This is a genomic window from Paraburkholderia solitsugae (genome assembly GCF_013177695.1).
GTDB classification, from domain to species: domain Bacteria; phylum Pseudomonadota; class Gammaproteobacteria; order Burkholderiales; family Burkholderiaceae; genus Paraburkholderia; species Paraburkholderia solitsugae.
The window spans coordinates 38,178-54,632 of record NZ_WOEY01000087.1 but is presented as its reverse complement, the minus strand read 5'-3'; the positions used below and the strand labels follow the sequence as shown (position 1 = coordinate 54,632).

The following is a 16,455-nucleotide window of genomic DNA, read 5'->3' as shown; positions in this document are numbered from 1 at the left end:
GCGAGAATGCCCATCGGACTCCTCCTTAATCAGGGGCACCGATCCCGACCGATTCGACCCGCTTCCGTCAGCAACAGCTTGTTCAACATCCGCATCGAATTCACGAAGTCCACGGCTCCCAGGAAATAGCATGTGAGGTACCGCGACAAGGCGGAACCCGCGTTCGAACGCGCGCCGACTGTGCTGACACGGCCAAAGTTCCAGCGCCAGTGTTGCATTCTGGTTAACAGTGTTTTGGGAAACAGTTGTACGTCTCATGTGAGCATTGCCTCTACCATTGCACCGGCGCTGCATGCGCCGTCAGTCATAAGGAGTCTCATGAACCTCGCTTCGATCCGCAAAGACGCCTTTGCGATGCCTGTTCACAATCCCGCCTATCCCCGGCCGCCGTACCGCTTTATCAACCGGGAATACTTCATCATTTCATACGAGACCGATTTCGATGCGCTGCGCGCCATCGTGCCGGAGCCGCTGCATCCGGAAAACAATCTCGTACATTACGAATTCATTCGCATGCCGGACTCGTCGGGCTTTGGTGACTACACCGAAAGCGGCCAGGTCATCTCGGTGCGCGACGAGCAAGGGCGCCTCGCCAACTACACGCATTCGATGTACCTCGATGACGAAGGCCCGATCGCCGGCGGCCGGGAGATCTGGGGCTTTCCGAAGAAGCTGGCGCGGCCGACCTTGAGCGTCGATGGCAACGACACGCTGCTCGGCACGCTCGACTACGGCACACAACGTATCGCAACCGGCACGATGGGCTTCAAGCATGTGCCGCTCGACATCGAGGTTGAACGCAAGAAGCTCGCGGAGACGCCGAATTACCTGTTGAAAGTGATTCCGCACGTTGACGGTTCGCCACGCGTGTGTGAGCTCGTACGCTTCTTCCTGCGCGACGTGAGCGTGCTCGGCGCGTGGTCGGGCCCAGCCGCGCTCGAACTGCATCCGCACGCGTTGGCGCCCGTCGCCGATCTGCCGGTGAAGCGCGTTGTCAGCGCGCGGCATGTGATCGCCAATCTCACGCTGGACATCGGCGAGGTTGCGCTCGATTATCTGGCCACGAGCGAGAGCGAGAGCGAGAGCGAGAGCGAGAGCGAGGGCATGAAGCTCGCGGTCAATCTATAACGATCAGTCAATCGATAGGGAAAGCAACATGTCATTGAACAACAAAGTCGCGCTGGTGACCGGCGCCGCGAGCGGTATTGGTGAGCAGTGCGCACGCAAACTGGCCAGCCTCGGCGCCGCGGTGGTGATCGCCGACCTGAATCTCGAGAACGCGCAGAAGGTGGCGAACAGCATCGTGGAAGCGGGCGGCAAGGCGCTGGCAGTCGCCATGGATGTGACCAACGAAGAGGCGGTCAATAGCGGCATCGAACGCGCGGTGCAGGAACTCGGCAGCATCGATGTGCTCGTGTCGAACGCGGGTATTCAGATCGTCGCGCCCATTGAGGAGTATGCGTTTTCCGACTGGAAGAAGATGCTGGCGATCCACCTGGACGGCGCCTTCCTCACGACGAAGGCGGCGATCAAGCATATGTACGCGGGCGGCAAGGGCGGCTCGATCGTCTATATGGGCTCGGTGCATTCGCACGAAGCGTCGAAGCTGAAGTCCGCCTATGTGACGGCCAAGCATGGTTTGCTGGGACTGGCCCGGGTGGTCGCGAAGGAAGGCGGCCCGCGCGGCGTGCGGGCGAATGTGGTGTGTCCGGGCTTTGTGCGCACTCCGCTCGTCGATAAGCAGATTCCCGAGCAGGCGAAGGCGCTGGGTATCTCCGAAGAGGAAGTCGTCAAGAACGTCATGCTCAAGGAAACGGTCGACGGTGAATTCACCACGGTCGAGGATGTGGCCAATACGGTTGCCTTCCTTGCGGGCTTCGAATCGTCTGCGCTGACCGGCCAGTCGGTGATCGTCAGCCACGGCTGGTCAATGCAATAAGGGGTCGCGTATGCGCAGCAGCACAAAAGAAAATAACCGGCAGCCGGATGCATTCGTGCTGCCGCGCTACGACGAAATTGCCCTGGTGCTTCAGGGCGGCGGCGCGCTCGGGTCTTACCAGGCAGGCGTCTTTGAAGGTTTGGCCGAGGCCGGAGTGCAACCGAACTGGATCGCCGGCGTCTCGATTGGCGCACTGAACACCGCGATCATCGCCGGCAATGCGCCGGAGAACCGTGTGGAAGCGTTACGCGGTTTCTGGAATTCGATCTGCCATCCATCCGACTGGCTCGGTGGCCTGGGCGCGTGGACGCTGCCCGGACTCGGGCTGCCAGACCTGGCGCGCAAGTGGGCCAGCATGTGGGCAGCCGGGCGCGCGTTGACGGAGGGCCAGCCGGGCTTTTTCTCTCCGCGTGTGCCGTTGCCGATGGCCGGTTTCGGCAAGCAGATCCCCAACGCGGTCAGCTACTACAACACGGCCGCGCTGAAGGAAACCTTGTTGAAGTTCGCCGATTTCGATCGCATCAATGATGGCGACATCCGGGTTTCGGTGGGCGCGGTGAACGTGCAGACCGGCAACCTGGTGTACTTCGACAACACGAAAATGCGCTTGCAACCGGAGCATTTCATGGCGTCGGGGGCGTTGCCGCCAGGTTTTCCGGCGGTGGAGATCGACGGCGAATACTACTGGGACGGTGGCCTGGTTTCTAACACGCCGCTGACCGAGGTGCTTCGCGATGCCGAGCACAAGGATGCGCTGATTTTTCAGGTCGATCTGTGGAGCGCGCGAGGCAATGCACCGGGGGACTTCCTCGACGTGTCCGAGCGTGCCAAAGACATTCAGTACTCGAGCCGTACGCGGGCGATTACCAACATGCTGGCGGATCGCCAGAAGCATGCACGTTTCATCAAGGAACTGCTCGCGCACGTCCCATCCGATCTGCGCAGGGCCGATCCGCTATTCCGTCTCGCTGAAGAGGCGGCCGACGGCAGTGCGATCAATGTGGTGCACCTTATCTACAAGAACAAGCCTTATGAGGGGCATTACAAAGACTACGAGTTCAGCGTCGACACGATGCGCGAGCATTGGGAAAGCGGTCTCGAAGATATCCGCGATTCGTTTGCTCATCGGGAGTGGTTCGATGTGCCGAGCCGCGAACAGGGTTTCGTGACGCATGACGTCCATCGCCGGCTTGGCTCCGTGCCGCAGTCTGACCGTGACATTCCTGAATTGCCTCTCGGCGGGCAACAAAAAGTCGCGGCTTGAACGGGCGCGTATTGAACTGATGCGTATTGGGCGGTCGCTTATTGGGTGATCGCCCGATCGCGTGTCGCAACCGGAGATATCATAGGCATAGTGGATGCAGCCGTTCCACGACAAAGACCGTGTTGACTCGACGGAGTTCGCCATGACCAAAGCCTCTTCCGGCAAGCCCAACGAGCTGTCGTCAGGCGGCAGCCGCCACCATCAGGTCTATCCCACGCTGGACGAAACGCAGCTGGCGATACTGGAGCGATATGGCGAGCGGCGCAAGCTGAAAACCAACGACATCCTCTATTCCGAAGGCGACCGGCACACCGGGATGTACGTCATTCTTTCCGGAACGATCGATGCGATCCGAGACTCCGTTGAGGGTCCCCGATCACTGGGCACTCATGGCCCCGGCAGTTTCACCGGCGAGGTTGGCACGCTCGCCGGCCGGGCCGCGGTGGCAACAACACGCGCCCTTTCCGATTGCGAAGTCATCGTCATCGATGAGGAATCACTCCACGCGCTCGTGATCGCTGAAGCGGAGTTAAGCGAAACGATCATGCGCGCCTATATCCTGCGCCGGGTCGCTTTCATTCAGGGGGAACACGTCGGCGTGATGGTGATTGGCAGTACATCCTCGGCTCCCACGCTACGCCTGCGCCACTTCCTGAGCCGCAACGGTCAACCTTCGGCCTACTTCGATATCGTCGAGCACCCCGAGGCCAAAGAATTGCTGACGCGCTATGGCGTAACGGAAACTGACCTTCCGGTTGTGATCACGTTGCAAGGCGTCGTGCTGACACAACCCAGCCACCGGGCCGTCGCCGATGCAATCGGCCTGAGTCCGGACAGGCTCAATGGCGAGCACTTCGACCTCGTTGTAGTGGGCGCGGGACCCGCAGGGCTCGCGGCCGCGGTGTATGCCGCATCAGAGGGATTGAAGGTGGCGGTTCTGGATGCCAAAGCGCCGGGAGGGCAGGCCGGCACCAGTTCGAAGATCGAGAATTACTTTGGTTTTCCGACCGGCATATCCGGGCAGGCGCTGGCCGGCCGCGGCCTGTCTCAATGCCGCAAGTTCGGCGCCGAGGTCGGCGTGCCCATCGAGGCACTGACGATCGACTGCACGGACAGTCAATCGTTTCAGATCGGCCTGAACCATGACGAGCGCGTTTACGCGCGCGCTGTCGTCATTGCCACCGGCGCGCGCTATCGAAAGCCCGACCTTTTCCGTCTTGAGCATTTCGAGGGGCGCGGCGTCTACTACAGTGCGACCTTCATGGAGGGCGCGTTCTGCAACAACGAAGAGTTGATCGTGGTGGGCGGCGGGAATTCGGCCGGACAGGCTGCGGTATTTCTTGCGAGGTTCGCGCGTCATGTCCACGTCGTTATTCGAGGCGACAAACTCAGTGCAAGCATGTCGGCGTACCTGATCAGGCGGATCAACGCGACGGCCAACATCACGCTTCACACGAAGACACAGATCGTCGAGTTATGCGGTGAATCGAAACTCGAGGCGATAAAGTGGGATCGGCAGGGGCAGATCGAATCCAGGCCCATCCGGCACGTTTTCCTTTTTCTTGGCGCCGAGCCCAATACCCGGTGGCTTGGCGAGTGTGTCGCCCTGGACAAGGATGGCTTTGTGCTGACAGGTGCCGATACCGGCGACACCTGGACCGCGGATCGGCCGCCGCATGATCTCGAGACAAGCCGGCCCGGCATCTTTTCAGCCGGTGATGTGCGGAGTGGTTCCGTCAAGCGAGTGGCGGCTGCCGTGGGCGAGGGGGCAGCCGCCATTCAGGCCGTACATCAATATCTTGCAAGTGGTGTGCCGCCCCCGTGAAGACCGCATTGACAAGGAGCAGTCCGGAGGCCAGACCGGCCGCGCCGGACTGCCCTCGGCAACCGCTTTAATGTCTCGTATAGTGAACGTTATAAGAAAACGAGACCTTAATGTCTCAAATACGTGACATTACTTGCATCGCCGCAATGTTCAATATACGATACATTATCCGAACATCACGCGATAATGTACTGGATATGGAACATGAACCTTGCCGAACTGGGAGAGGCCTTCCGCAGTGCCCGTATGGCTGCCAACCTGACGCAACAACAGGTTGCCGATATGAGCGGCGTGACGCGCGGTCGCATCAGCATGTTTGAGACTGGGACGTTGCCTGAAATAGGTGCCGTAAAGATGCTCAGTCTTTTCGACGCGGTCGGGCTGGAACTCATAGCCCGTCGGCCTGGCCATCAGCGCACGCTCGACGACGTCCTGATTGAGTCCGCCGACTCAGACGACACGCCGCCGCGCCAGCGCGTGCGCGCGAACGCCTTGCAACGTCTGAAGGCGACTGAGGGCAAGTCATGAGCCGCGCAAGCCTCGACGTCCATGCGAGCGGCCGGCAGGTGGGCACGCTGACCGAGGAGGCGGGCCAGTACGTCTTCACCTACCTGCCTGACGTTCCGCCGACAAGCCTCGTCTCCCTGCTCATGCCCGTGCGTGCGGCGTCGTACGACTGGAAGACGCTGCATCCCTTCTTCCAGATGAATCTGCCGGAAGGATTCAAGAAGGACCTGATGATCCGTCGTCTTGGCCCGCACGCTGACGTGAGCGATTTTGGTCTGCTTGCGCTCACTGGCGCGAACACGATCGGGCGCGTTCAGGTGGTCCCGCGAGGCGTCACGCCTGCGGTCGCCGCCAGCAACGCCGACATGGCGGGACTACTCGCGTCGGCCGACTCGCGCGACAACCTTCTGCGCCTGCTTGAAGGCGGAGTCGCGGAAGGGATATCGGGCGTCATGCCAAAGGCGCTCGTTCGGCCAGGCGACAAAGCAACGGTGTGGACCGACGGGTTCATCCTGAAGACCGGTTTCGAAGACCTGCCGGGGCTCGCGATCAACGAATATCTGTGCCTCGAAGTGGCTCGCGAAGCCGGCCTTGAGGTGCCCGAGGCAAGATTGTCCGACGACGGGCAGGTTCTCGCCGTGCGTCGCTTTGACCACTCGGCGGATGGCCAGATACTGGCGGTCGAGGACTACTGCGCGCTCAAACCCAACGATGCCGTCAACAAGTACAAGGGGTCGCTGGAGGACCTCGCCAGGCTCACCAACAGCTACGTGCTGCGCGCGGCGCTCAAGGATACTGCCCGGCGTCTCTACACGCTGATACTGCTGAACTACGCAATTCACAATGCCGATGCTCATCTGAAGAACTTCGCGCTTGTCTACACCGGCATCGATGATGTTCGGCTTGCGCCGGTCTATGACGTTCTCAGTGGAACCGTCTACCCGAAGTACGCTACGCAGTTGCCGGCGCTGACGCTGCACGGCAAACGCGTGTGGGCTTCTGGCAGCATGCTGGCGGCATATGGGGGCGCGCGGCTGGGGTTGAGCAAGGCAGACATGGACGAGGCGCGTGAGCGGATCACGAGCGCAGTGCACAAGGTCGCGCCGATGGTCAAAGAATACGCGAGCAGTCATCCGAGCTTCCGCGAGGTTGCAAAGGGCATGTTGAACGCGTGGGGGTGCGGGCTCGAAGATATCAAGCCCGACGCCAAACCAGGAAAGACCACTCCGGCGCCGTTGCGCGAGCAGATGGGTATGTCCGATCCTGACGCGGCAGCCCGGCGCAAGGAGGCGAATCCCTACGCCAATGTCGACGGTGCTTTCAGCCACAAGTCTCGATAGGGCCACGTGCGGCAAGCTGGGTAAGCGCCGCTGCGCTTTCTTGCCTCGCGCCAGACAGCATCGCGCGTTTCAATCGAGGCTGCCGTACACCGCCTCTCCTTCGAACAGCGTCATCAAAGTGTCGATCTTCGAGATTCGAGCCGGCTCGACGTCGCGCGGGTCGTCGCTCAAAATCGCAAGCGACGCCGGCCGTCCCGCCGCAAGGTACCCAGCCTGATCGTCGAAGCGCAAACTGAACGCCGAATTGTGCGTATGGGCCTGCATCATCGTCGCGAGGTCGACGCTTTGCTCGGGCAGAAACGCCGCGCCCCGCGTATCGCCGGGCGCGGCCCGCCGGATTGCCGTTTCGATTGCGACGAACGGATTCTGCGTCGACACCGGCCAATCCGAACCTCCGGACAGCATCGCACCGCTGCGATGCAGATCGCCGAACGCATACATCCGGTTCATTCGTTCTGCGCCGACCAGTTGGGTGAACAGCGCGTGTTGTTCCCGCGGGACATCTGCCCAGACCGTCTGGATCGATGCGATCGCACCTGTCTGCGCGAAACGCGGCGCATCGGCGGGGTCGATCATCTGCACGTGTGCCAGCTGTGCCCGACGATCGCGCGGGCCGCGTTCGCGTTGCAGCGCATCGAGTACATCGAGCGCCATGCGCACGGCCCGGTCGCCGACCGTATGGAAATGCAGATCGAAGCCTGCAGCGTCGGCAGCAAAGACGGCTTCGCGCAACTCCGCGACGTCCCAGTGGGCGCCGCCATGGTGGTCAGCATCGGCGTAGTTGTTCAGCAGCGCGGCTGTGCGGCTTTCCACCACGCCATCGATAAAAATCTTCGCGGTATGCAGCCGGACACGCCCGCCATCATGGTTGTGACGCCATTCGACCAGCTTGCGAATCTGGCCGGCGAGCTCTATGCCGGGCGACACAAGCAATCCGAGGCTGACGTTCGCTTTCAGTTCGCCGCTGTCGCGGGCGCGCACGTAACCATCGACGAGTTGCTGGCCAACAAACGCTTCGAACCAGCCTGTGATGCCGTTCCGGTGTGCCTGGTGCAGCGCCTTTTTCATCGCGAGTGCGCACTCGTCGGGGCCTAACTGAGGCAGGTGTCTGAACAGTCGGTACAACGCCGCTTCGTGCACAACGCCGGTCGGATGTCCGTGTTCATCGCGCTCGTAAATACCGCCGTCGGGATCCGGCGTGTCGGCCGCCACACCGATTGCGCGCAGCGCGGCCGAATTCAGGCAGCCGGAATGCACGTCGTGTCCGAGGAGGAGCAGAGGGCGATCCGCGACCATCGTATCGAGCGTCACGCGGTTCAGATGCGGCCCCAGCGTGGCGAGCACGACATTGCCAGCCATGACCCAACTACGCTGAGGATGCGACGCTGCGCATTGGCGAACCTCATGGACGATCGTCTCCAGCGAATCGGCGCTGCCCAGATCGGCGTCGCATGTCAATTGAAATCCCTCGACAGGATGCGCATGCGAATCGGTGAAGCCAGGTACGATCATCCGGCCGCGTAAGTCAATGACTTCTTGAGTGCCCAGTTCGTCAGGCATGCCATTAAGGCTGCCCACATAGGCGATGCGTCCATCGCGGAGAGCCAGGCATTCCTCGAAAGACGGATTCAGGCCGCCGGTATAAACCACGCCGTTGACGAAGATGCAGTCGCGGTAACGCAATTCTGCTTGCGCAGCGTCGTGTGAAAAATTTGTCATTTCGAACATGTCAGAAGGGGTAGATGGACTGCGGCGCCAGACCGTCGTTGACGCGCATGGCTACCGTCGTTCATCAGGAACCCGGGATGCCGTGCTAGCGTCCCGATTTAAGTTGCATCCACAAGCGGTTTTGCAAGCGCAGAATATCGGCTGGCAGAGTCAACAACGGAATGATCGACTTCATCCGTTCTGCGTGAGGATAAACCGCTTCATTGTCAAGAATGTCTGCTTTTACGTAGACGCGGGCAGCTGCGTTCGCATTCGGATAGAAAATCTGGTTGGTGATGCCAGCACTAACCTTGGGCTGAAGGATGTAATTGATCCATTGCATTGCAGCTTCTGGGTGCGGGGCATCTTTCGGAACAGCCATCAAATCAAACCACAAGACGCCATCGCCCTTGGGAATGACGTAGCGAATCTCATAGGAGCGATGCGCCTCTGCTGCGCGCCGCTTCGCCACGCCTACGTCACCCGACCACGCCAGGGTGATGCAGACGTCGTTATTGGCCAGATCGTTCATATAGCCGGTTGAATTGAACTGGGTGATATAGGGCCGAATAGTTTTTAACAGCTTGTACACTTCCTGATAATCGGCGGGGTTGGTGCTATTAGGATCTTTGTGCAAATAGACCAACCCTACGGCAAACGCGTCTTCCGGGGAGTCGAGGACGGAGACGCCGCACGTTTTCAGCTTCGAAACGTACTGCGGATCGAACAGCAAATCCCAACTGTCGTAAGGGGCGTCTTTGCCAAGGATTTTTGTAACCGCGGTGACGTTATAACCGATACCGTCAGTCCCCCAGGACCACGGCACCGTGTACCGGTTGCCCGGGTCGACCGATGCCAGCACTTTCATGATCCCTGGGTCCAGATTGACGAGGTTTGGAATTTTGCTTTTGTCGATCTTCTGGTACACGCCAGCCTGGATTTGCTTGCCCGCATAGGTGGATGAGGGCACCACGACATCGTAGCCAGATGAACCGCTTAGCAATTTTGCCTGCAACGTGTCGTCACCGTCGTAGACATCGTAACGAACGTGAATTCCGCTTTCCTTTTCAAACCCCGAGACGGTATCGTCAGCAATATTGTCCGACCAGTTGTAAAGGTTTAATTCTTCATCTTTACCATAACTGGGAGTTATCGCCATGGAACCGAGGGCGGCAATAAGTCCGATTATATAGGGGTATGTTTTCATGGTTATATTTTTCTTTAATAGAATTCATCAAGATTGACTTCATCAACATCGCTCTATTGGGCAAGAAAAAGAGGCGCATGCAATTTCACGTCGAGTCCGGATACCTCAATTCAAAACAAACGGGGTTGGGCAGCGCCGGCAATCCGGCCGCTTCGTCGAGCTCGTACAGCAGCTTGTGTCCTGCGCGATCCACTTGTTTTCATCCTTGTCCCCGTCCCCTGTTCACGATGATCTCGCGATGGACAGAGTCTAGCGAGGTGTGGTTGGCGCGTCTGTCCCAACTACGGGGGGACACGGTTTAAATAACACGCGGCCGCATCTGGGTATGTCGCAGTGGGCACGGTGATTTATTCGTGTTATCAAGACAAATTGATGCGGCGTCTGTCTGCCTGGAATGTGCTGCCATGACCGTTTCTGATTCTTTATCACCGATCTCCCTCGGACAACTGGCCGCGATCACGAGCGCGATCGGTTCGGTCGTCGATTGCGCGGGTTCTTCGCGCTTCTTGCGCGAACTGTTCGGCTGTGTGACGCGCTTCGTCGACTGCGATTCGCTGCATTTGCAAGGCGTGCGGGTCTCGCAACAGGCACGGCCTAGACGCATCGAGTGGATCGGCAGCTATGGCACCGACCTCGACGGTCTGCATCGCACGATGCAGACGTACTTCGGCAGTTTTGCCGAGCGTGATCCGCTCACCGACAGCATCGTCGATACGCGATCGATCAAACTTATCCATCGTTCCGTGCAGGCGATTGAAGATACGGCGTTGCGCTGCTCGATCTATGACGTCGGCAATATCCATGACGAATGTGTTGTGGTTCGATCGTCGCATGGGACGGCCTATTCGCTATCCGCTTGCCGCGCCCGACGTTTACCGCCGTTCTCGCTATACGAGTTGAGCATCCTTCAGCATCTCGGCCAGATCCTCTTACCGCTTGCAGAATTGCATAGGCGGGTCATCGGCGTACCGCCTGACGATCAGGTCAACCAGACGGCACCCACCGATTTGATGAAGGCGTATCTGACGCGCGGCTCGATTAAGCTGTCGACGCGCGAGGCGAGCGTCTGTTCGGCATTTATCAAAGGCATGACGACGCTGTCCATCGCCGAAGCGATGGGCCTCAAGGCGTCCACGATCGAAACCTATGCGAAGCGCGCATTCACGAAGCTCGGCGTGAGTTCGCGCCGTGGGTTGCTGTCGCTGGTGCATAGCGGTGAATCAGAGTTGCAACCTGCTGTCCGTGTTTGCGTACCAGAAGGATCACAAGGCTGACACGCTGCTCGCCGTTGCTGGCGCTGCGCAGCAGTTTGCGGAGGACAACGACAATCCGAATGCACAATTTTTACTCGCAGCGGGAAATGCGGGCATACAGGCCGCCACGAACGCCGTCGTGAAGCGTGCAAGTCACGAGATGCTCTATTGGGTCTACGGCGCTGTCATCGCGCTGTGTCTTCTGACCTTCAGGTCGTGGCGTGCAGTAGTGTGCGCCGTTCTTCCCCTGATGTTGACCTCGATACTTTGCGAAGCATGAATGGTGTGGTTGAACATCGGAGTCAAGGTGTCCACCCTGCCGGTCATTGCGTTAGGAGTTGGCATTGGCGTGGACTATGCGCTGTTCAGCGGCAAAGCGCCGGAATCTATGCCGACCGTCTGCGCCGTTCCTTCGCTACGACCGGCGGCGAACGACCAATTCTGGGGGATGTCGCCTCGAGGATTTCATCCGAAAGTTCGGGGCGGCCGCGCTTAACTGCGCGCGACAGAATAATCGCGCCGACAAGGGTAGACAACGTTGCAATTGCATTTTGCCGGCTACTTGAGCCAGTTGCGGACTGGAAGCGCGAAATCAGATCAATATACCGCTCGAGTCCGTCAGCGAATGCCACCTGTGCCTCACAGGGCTGGCGGCTTACGTCGACCGGAAGGCTCCCGGTAGGACATCCTCCGGACGTCTCGTCACGGTGTTCAGGCGCCAAATAGTTCAACAGCGCGTTTGTTAGCGCACCCGAGGGTTCGTCATTTCCAACGACGCTAGCCTCTAACTCGTTGAACGATTGGTCGAACGCGTAACGGATCGCTTCGACGGCAAGTTCTGCTTTCGATTCGAAGTGGTTGTAGAACCCGCCGTGGCTAAATCCGGCAGCGTTCATCAGGTCTGCGACCGAAACGTTATCGATCCCCTGAGTTTTGAACAGCCGCGTGGCAGCCTCCAGGATTTCATCCCGGTTTTGGGCCGCTTGTTTTTTTGTCAGACGCACTCGTGTTCTCCCGCATTTCAAGAAAAGTTCTTGACAACGATGATGGGCGACATCAATATTTTGATGTCAACCGTCATCATTATCGCAGCCCGGTGAGGTTTCGCAAGTGGGGAATCTGCACCGTCCAGCTTAACCATGAAGGAACCACACATGAAGGCAGTTATACAAACCGCACTGGGTGAGCCGGGCAGGGCACTTGCGCTAACGGACATCGCCGAGCACGGCGAGCTGTCTCCGAACGACGTCCTGATCGATGTGGCACTTGCCCCGGTGCATCATGGCGACCTCCATCTGATCCGGGCGCTGTCCGGTATACCGGCGCAGCCGGGCCATGTTCGACGTGGCTCAGAGGCGGTCGGAACCGTCCGCGCCCTTGGAGCGGAGATCGCAAAGAAGGGCGAGCTCAAGGCCGGATCCAGAGTGGTTGGGTTCCCCGCGGTCGGTGCCTGGGCGGAAAGAGTAGTCGTCCCTGCTTATTGTGTGATCCCAATTCCGGACGATTTGAGCGACGAGGTCGCGGCGCAGCTCTTCATCAACTATGTGACTGCCCGGATGATCATGCGGGGGCTGAGGAAGTCGGTTACGCAAGATGCGTTGAGCAAAGGGGCGGTATTGGTCACTGGTGCGAGCACGGTTGTAGGGCGCCTTCTGCTCTACTTCATGTTGCGCGACGGAATCCATCCCATTGGCCTCGCGCGATCCGAAGCGAGCGCCGAGCGGGTTCAATCGGAGATATCAGGCGTCTCTGTCGCGGCAACGGCCGATGCGGACTGGAGATCCAGGGTTGCATCGTATGCTGATGGGCGGCCGATTGTCGGCGTAGCGGACTGCGTGTCTGGTGCGCTCGTCGGCGATCTCGTCCCGCTGCTGGCCGATGACTGCGCCATCGTGACGTACGGCAACCTCGGTGGTGGGCCGATTGGCCTCGACGGATTCGACGTCACTGACCATCAATATGTCGTTCGGGGCGTGACTTTCGTCCGGTGGTTCACGGAGGTGCCGCCTGATGAGCAGGCCGCAGACATCGCCGCGGCCATGAAGCTCGCCCGAGAACTCCCATCCCTTTTCACCGCGTCCAACACCTTCAACCTGGAGGCATTCCAGGAGGCAATCGCGGCGGTGGAAAGGCCTGATCGGAGCGGCTTTGTTTTTCTGGCACCGAAATGACTTGTTTAGGGAACCACGGTGATGGTGAACGGCCGATCGGGTGGCTATGTTGATCTGGATTGCGAACTGAATTTACCGGCGCGGTGGACTGAGGAGATTGAAGATGGAAATTGGAATATTGGGTGCATCCACGGTGGGGATGACGCTTGGTTCGAAGCTCGCACGTAGCGGCCACAGGGTCGCCATTGCGAACAGCCGGGGGCCTGAAAGCCTCGCCGAGTCCCTTGCTGGGATCGAGGGGCCCTTGGTTGCGGCGTCGAAGGCGGATCTGCTTGCGTCTTCGGAGATCGTCTTTCTCGCCGTTCCTTGGGTCAAAGTCCGCGAAGTGATTACATCAGACATCGACTGGAATGGGCGGATCCTGGTCGACGCGACAAACATATTCACCAGCTATGCGCCGGAATTCCGGGTGGATGACCTACGCGGCGATTCGGGGAGCGAGATCGTTGCCCGGCTGGCGCCTTCCGCTCGCGTGGTAAAGGCATTCAACACGGTTCCATTCGCAGTGATGTTTGCGCCTCATCTGCAGACGCAAAAGCGGGTGCTTTTCGTCGCGACGGATGACCAGTCGGCTGCGGCAACGGTAGCCGGACTCATCACTGAGCTTGGATTGCATCCCATCGTCCTTGGCCCGCTGGCGTCTGCGGGCCGGCAGATGGAGCTTGGCGGCGTCTTCAGCGGCGTCGAGCTGCTCACGCCGTCGGAAGAGGCCGCGCAGTAACAAGATCAGATGCCAGCTATTGCTGGCCTGTCGTAGTGGCGCTTCTATTTTTACTTCATGGCGATTCAGATAAGAGACTAGATACCGTGCCCGACAGTGCGCAGATAATCGCTGGCTGAGGTCCGCGTATTGATCGCATTGATGATATCGGTGAGGAACCACGGCAGGATCAACTGCGTGTTGGGATCGCTCACCCCGACGCTAATGACTGGCGCGGGCACGAGCGTAACGGGTTGCGCCGTTTGCTCGAGATGAACGCTCGCATCCGACCACGCTGGCGAACACGCGGCAGTGAACAGGATCAGAGGCACGGCAAAACGAAGGGCGGTCATAAGGTGATCTCCAGAGAAGAGTCGGGATTTGCTTGCCCTGGGTGATTGCCGACATCGGCCATTTCAAGGCGCGCGCCGGCAAAGGGCTGCGCGACGATTGGAATGCGGCGCCGCCAGTCAGGCGCAATATCGGGTGCAATGCCCAGCAGTTCTGTCGCAACATCTATTACCCGGTTTGCGTCAAGCGTCAACAGGCAATCGCTCCAGCTGTCGACGCGGGCATCGCAGCCCTCCTGCTTGCAGGGCACACACGCGCCGGTGCCCTGAAGCAGATAGACGTTGCCGCGCTGCCCGGAGCCGGAGGTGAGCCAGGGGCTGCTGCCGGTCCAGCCCTTCGGCCACGGTCCCCAGCGAACCGGATTCGACGGGCCAAACAGGGCGAGGGTCGGGGTGCCGGTCGCAGCCGCGATATGCGAGGCCGAGGTGTCGGGGCCAACGAAGAGCCGCGCGCGGCGAATCACTTCGGCGGTTGCCGCGAGGCTCAGCTTTCCGACCAGATTGATGGCTTTGATCCCTGTCCGCTCGCAAATATCGCGCGCATACGTTACTTCGGCTGCCGCCGGGCCGCCTGTCAGCACAACTGCATAGCCGCGTGCGTGCAGAAACGCCAGCACGGCGATCCAACCTTCGATATGCCACATCTTGTAGGTATACCGCGGATACATGTGCACTACCGCGTAGGGCTTGCCGTTTGTGGACGCGAGCAGTGAATCCAGTTGTTCGAGCTGCGCAGGCTGATTCAGCACCGCGGGCGGGACGACTTCGAAACGGGGCGTGATGCCAAGCAGGGCCATGAGCGACACAGCGCTTTGGACGGTATGCACGCTGTGACCGTGCTCGATCACAAAGCGGTTCAGCATCAACTTCTTGATCCAGTTATTGCGAGCAGGCGCGACGACGCCGATGCGTTTGCGTCCTGCCATCCAGCAGAGAAAACTGGCGAGACTGGACGTTCGCAGCGAGCATCCAAGATCGTATTTGCCCCAGATTTTGCGGACATCGGCAACACGCTCAGTCAGCTTCGCATGAGGCTTAATACAGACGACACGTCTGATGTCAGGATTGTTTTCCAGCACCTCGCCGGTGCCTTCGAACACCAGCATATCGATCTGCGCATCGGGCCAACGCGCTTTCAGCGAGCGCACCGCAGGGGTGCTGAGCAACACGTCGCCGATACGGCCGGTACAGATCATGAGGATCGAGCGGGGCGGGGCGGTATCGGGGAAAAGTGCGGCCATGTAGCGCTCAGTGGATGGATCTACACAACAGTACCGACCCGACAGCTGTCGCAAGCAAAAATTCAGTAGACTGCGGGCATGCCTGCCGGGCGGTGTTTAAAGCGCCTGTGGACCCAGTAATACTGGTCGGGAAGGCGCAGGATTTGCCTTTCAAGAAACGCGTTCATCGTGCGTGCGTCAAGCGCTTCGCTGTCCGTGGGAAAGTTTTCGAGCGGATCGAAGATGGTCAGCTTATAGCCGCGAAATGCCGGCAATACCTCGGTCACAAAGGGCACGACGCGCGCACCGCCCAACTTCGCGAGACGTGACACGGAAGTGAGCGTGCAGGCTGGCACACCGAAGAGCGGCGCGAACACCGAACCCGTAGTTCCGTGGTCCATGTCCGCCGCCAGCATCACGGGAACACCTGAGCGCAGCAGCCGGACAACATGTTTCGCACTTGCGCTGCGCTCAATCATATCTGCTCCGAACCGTCCTCGTTGACGCCGTGCGAGTTCGCACACACGCGTGTTCGACATGCGAGTGTACAGCGCGGCGACCGGCAGGCGCGACGAATACAGCATGCAACCTACCTCGATTCCGACGAAGTGAAAGCCCATGAATACTGTAGGCGGTGCGTGCGGATCGTGCAGATCGATTCGACTGTCCATCTCGACCAGTCGCTCGATCGTGCGCAAACTGCCGAACCACTGAAAGCCCCGCTCCAGATAGCTGCGTACAACGTGCTGGAAATGGGCGAGCGCGAGCTCTTCGCGCTCGCGCTCGATCATCAGCGGAAAGCACAGGCGTAGATTGACGAGCACCACGTGCCGGCGGTGGCTCGGCAGCTTGTACAGCGCGGCGCCAAGCGCATTGCCGGCTCTCGCAACCAGCGCGTACGGCAGAACCGACAGTAGCCGCAGCAAACCGAGCAGCAGCCAATAACCGAGACTTTTCATGCTTAGGTCCATT

Annotated in this window: 15 protein-coding genes and 1 pseudogene; 10 read left to right on the top strand and 6 right to left on the bottom strand. The window is 59.7% G+C overall.

Translation table 11 applies throughout. From position 1 onward, the window contains the following. Positions 1-318 precede the first annotated feature (318 nt). From GNZ12_RS22095 to GNZ12_RS22070, 6 genes are all read left to right on the top strand, one after another. A complete protein-coding gene (locus GNZ12_RS22095) occupies positions 319-1,128 on the top strand; it encodes an acetoacetate decarboxylase (protein WP_172313635.1) in 810 nt (269 codons plus the stop codon). 28 nt (positions 1,129-1,156) lie between these two features. Beyond that, positions 1,157-1,939: a 3-hydroxybutyrate dehydrogenase gene (locus GNZ12_RS22090; RefSeq protein WP_172313633.1), complete on the top strand. Its 783-nt coding sequence runs from the start codon at positions 1,157-1,159 to the stop codon at positions 1,937-1,939. Between the two features lie 10 nt (positions 1,940-1,949). Next, positions 1,950-3,203: a DUF3734 domain-containing protein gene (locus tag GNZ12_RS22085; RefSeq protein WP_172313631.1), complete on the top strand. Its 1,254-nt coding sequence runs from the start codon at positions 1,950-1,952 to the stop codon at positions 3,201-3,203. A 142-nt stretch (positions 3,204-3,345) separates the two neighbouring features. Next, the gene (locus tag GNZ12_RS22080) at positions 3,346-5,028 is read left to right on the top strand and encodes an FAD-dependent oxidoreductase (RefSeq protein WP_172313629.1); all 1,683 of its coding nucleotides are present in this window, start codon (positions 3,346-3,348) and stop codon (positions 5,026-5,028) included. Positions 5,029-5,232: 204 nt separating this feature from the next. Next, positions 5,233-5,556 carry a helix-turn-helix domain-containing protein gene (locus tag GNZ12_RS22075; protein WP_172313627.1) on the top strand — a complete coding sequence of 108 codons (324 nt, stop codon included), beginning with the start codon at positions 5,233-5,235 and terminating at the stop codon, positions 5,554-5,556. Further along, complete coding sequence (locus tag GNZ12_RS22070) at positions 5,553-6,875, top strand: type II toxin-antitoxin system HipA family toxin (RefSeq protein ID WP_172313625.1); 1,323 nt, start codon at positions 5,553-5,555, stop codon at positions 6,873-6,875. The genes GNZ12_RS22075 and GNZ12_RS22070 overlap by 4 nt, the downstream gene beginning before the upstream one ends. Positions 6,876-6,944: 69 nt before the next feature. On the opposite strand, the gene GNZ12_RS22065 is transcribed toward GNZ12_RS22070, so the two are convergent. Both GNZ12_RS22065 and GNZ12_RS22060 read right to left on the bottom strand, forming a co-directional pair. Further along, complete coding sequence (locus GNZ12_RS22065) at positions 6,945-8,594, bottom strand: amidohydrolase (protein ID WP_172313623.1); 1,650 nt, start codon at positions 8,592-8,594, stop codon at positions 6,945-6,947. A 94-nt stretch (positions 8,595-8,688) separates the two neighbouring features. Further along, positions 8,689-9,789, bottom strand: coding sequence for a polyamine ABC transporter substrate-binding protein (locus GNZ12_RS22060; protein WP_172313621.1), 1,101 nt, complete (start codon positions 9,787-9,789; stop codon positions 8,689-8,691). A gap of 404 nt (positions 9,790-10,193) precedes the next feature. Here GNZ12_RS22060 and GNZ12_RS45330 point away from each other — a divergent pair, with 404 nt between their 5' ends. Together GNZ12_RS45330 and GNZ12_RS44505 are read left to right on the top strand one after the other, a co-directional pair. Then, positions 10,194-11,063, top strand: coding sequence for a helix-turn-helix transcriptional regulator (locus GNZ12_RS45330; RefSeq protein ID WP_172313619.1), 870 nt, complete (start codon positions 10,194-10,196; stop codon positions 11,061-11,063). Then, positions 11,008-11,409 (top strand): annotated as a pseudogene (locus tag GNZ12_RS44505) (RND family transporter); the annotation flags it as partial. The gene GNZ12_RS45330 and the pseudogene GNZ12_RS44505, both read left to right, overlap by 56 nt. A gap of 19 nt (positions 11,410-11,428) precedes the next feature. Here the strand turns inward: GNZ12_RS44505 and GNZ12_RS22050 are convergent. Then, positions 11,429-12,046, bottom strand: a complete 618-nt coding sequence (locus tag GNZ12_RS22050) for a TetR/AcrR family transcriptional regulator (RefSeq protein ID WP_172313617.1) — start codon at positions 12,044-12,046, stop codon at positions 11,429-11,431. Between the two features lie 150 nt (positions 12,047-12,196). Here GNZ12_RS22050 and GNZ12_RS22045 point away from each other — a divergent pair, with 150 nt between their 5' ends. Together GNZ12_RS22045 and GNZ12_RS22040 are read left to right on the top strand one after the other, a co-directional pair. Then, complete coding sequence (locus tag GNZ12_RS22045) at positions 12,197-13,213, top strand: alcohol dehydrogenase catalytic domain-containing protein (RefSeq protein WP_172313615.1); 1,017 nt, start codon at positions 12,197-12,199, stop codon at positions 13,211-13,213. 70 nt (positions 13,214-13,283) lie between these two features. Beyond that, positions 13,284-13,934, top strand: a complete 651-nt coding sequence (locus tag GNZ12_RS22040; RefSeq protein WP_407947721.1) for an NADPH-dependent F420 reductase — start codon at positions 13,284-13,286, stop codon at positions 13,932-13,934. Between the two features lie 77 nt (positions 13,935-14,011). Here the strand turns inward: GNZ12_RS22040 and GNZ12_RS22035 are convergent, their stop codons facing one another. From GNZ12_RS22035 to GNZ12_RS22025, 3 genes are all read right to left on the bottom strand, one after another. After that, positions 14,012-14,266: a hypothetical protein gene (locus GNZ12_RS22035; RefSeq protein ID WP_172313611.1), complete on the bottom strand. Its 255-nt coding sequence runs from the start codon at positions 14,264-14,266 to the stop codon at positions 14,012-14,014. Then, positions 14,263-15,504 (bottom strand): glycosyltransferase family 9 protein, encoded by a 1,242-nt coding sequence (locus tag GNZ12_RS22030; RefSeq protein ID WP_172313609.1) that lies wholly within the window; start codon positions 15,502-15,504, stop codon positions 14,263-14,265. The genes GNZ12_RS22035 and GNZ12_RS22030 overlap by 4 nt, the downstream gene beginning before the upstream one ends. A 62-nt stretch (positions 15,505-15,566) precedes the next feature. Beyond that, a complete protein-coding gene (locus tag GNZ12_RS22025; protein ID WP_172313607.1) occupies positions 15,567-16,442 on the bottom strand; it encodes a lipid A biosynthesis lauroyl acyltransferase in 876 nt (291 codons plus the stop codon). Positions 16,443-16,455 lie beyond the last annotated feature (13 nt).

Excerpts from the sequence above, each read along its gene's own strand:
- GNZ12_RS22095 (WP_172313635.1), top strand. The coding sequence starts at position 319 with ATGAACCTCGCTTCGATCCGCAAAGACGCCTTTGCGATGCCTGTTCAC.
- GNZ12_RS22090 (WP_172313633.1), top strand. The coding sequence starts at position 1,157 with ATGTCATTGAACAACAAAGTCGCGCTGGTGACCGGCGCCGCGAGCGGT.
- GNZ12_RS22085 (WP_172313631.1), top strand. The coding sequence starts at position 1,950 with ATGCGCAGCAGCACAAAAGAAAATAACCGGCAGCCGGATGCATTCGTG.
- GNZ12_RS22080 (WP_172313629.1), top strand. The coding sequence starts at position 3,346 with ATGACCAAAGCCTCTTCCGGCAAGCCCAACGAGCTGTCGTCAGGCGGC.
- GNZ12_RS22075 (WP_172313627.1), top strand. The coding sequence starts at position 5,233 with ATGAACCTTGCCGAACTGGGAGAGGCCTTCCGCAGTGCCCGTATGGCT.
- GNZ12_RS22070 (WP_172313625.1), top strand. The coding sequence starts at position 5,553 with ATGAGCCGCGCAAGCCTCGACGTCCATGCGAGCGGCCGGCAGGTGGGC.
- GNZ12_RS22065 (WP_172313623.1), bottom strand. The coding sequence starts at position 8,594 with ATGACAAATTTTTCACACGACGCTGCGCAAGCAGAATTGCGTTACCGC.
- GNZ12_RS22060 (WP_172313621.1), bottom strand. The coding sequence starts at position 9,789 with ATGAAAACATACCCCTATATAATCGGACTTATTGCCGCCCTCGGTTCC.
- GNZ12_RS45330 (WP_172313619.1), top strand. The coding sequence starts at position 10,194 with ATGACCGTTTCTGATTCTTTATCACCGATCTCCCTCGGACAACTGGCC.
- GNZ12_RS22045 (WP_172313615.1), top strand. The coding sequence starts at position 12,197 with ATGAAGGCAGTTATACAAACCGCACTGGGTGAGCCGGGCAGGGCACTT.
- GNZ12_RS22035 (WP_172313611.1), bottom strand. The coding sequence starts at position 14,266 with ATGACCGCCCTTCGTTTTGCCGTGCCTCTGATCCTGTTCACTGCCGCG.
- GNZ12_RS22030 (WP_172313609.1), bottom strand. The coding sequence starts at position 15,504 with ATGGCCGCACTTTTCCCCGATACCGCCCCGCCCCGCTCGATCCTCATG.
- GNZ12_RS22025 (WP_172313607.1), bottom strand. The coding sequence starts at position 16,442 with ATGAAAAGTCTCGGTTATTGGCTGCTGCTCGGTTTGCTGCGGCTACTG.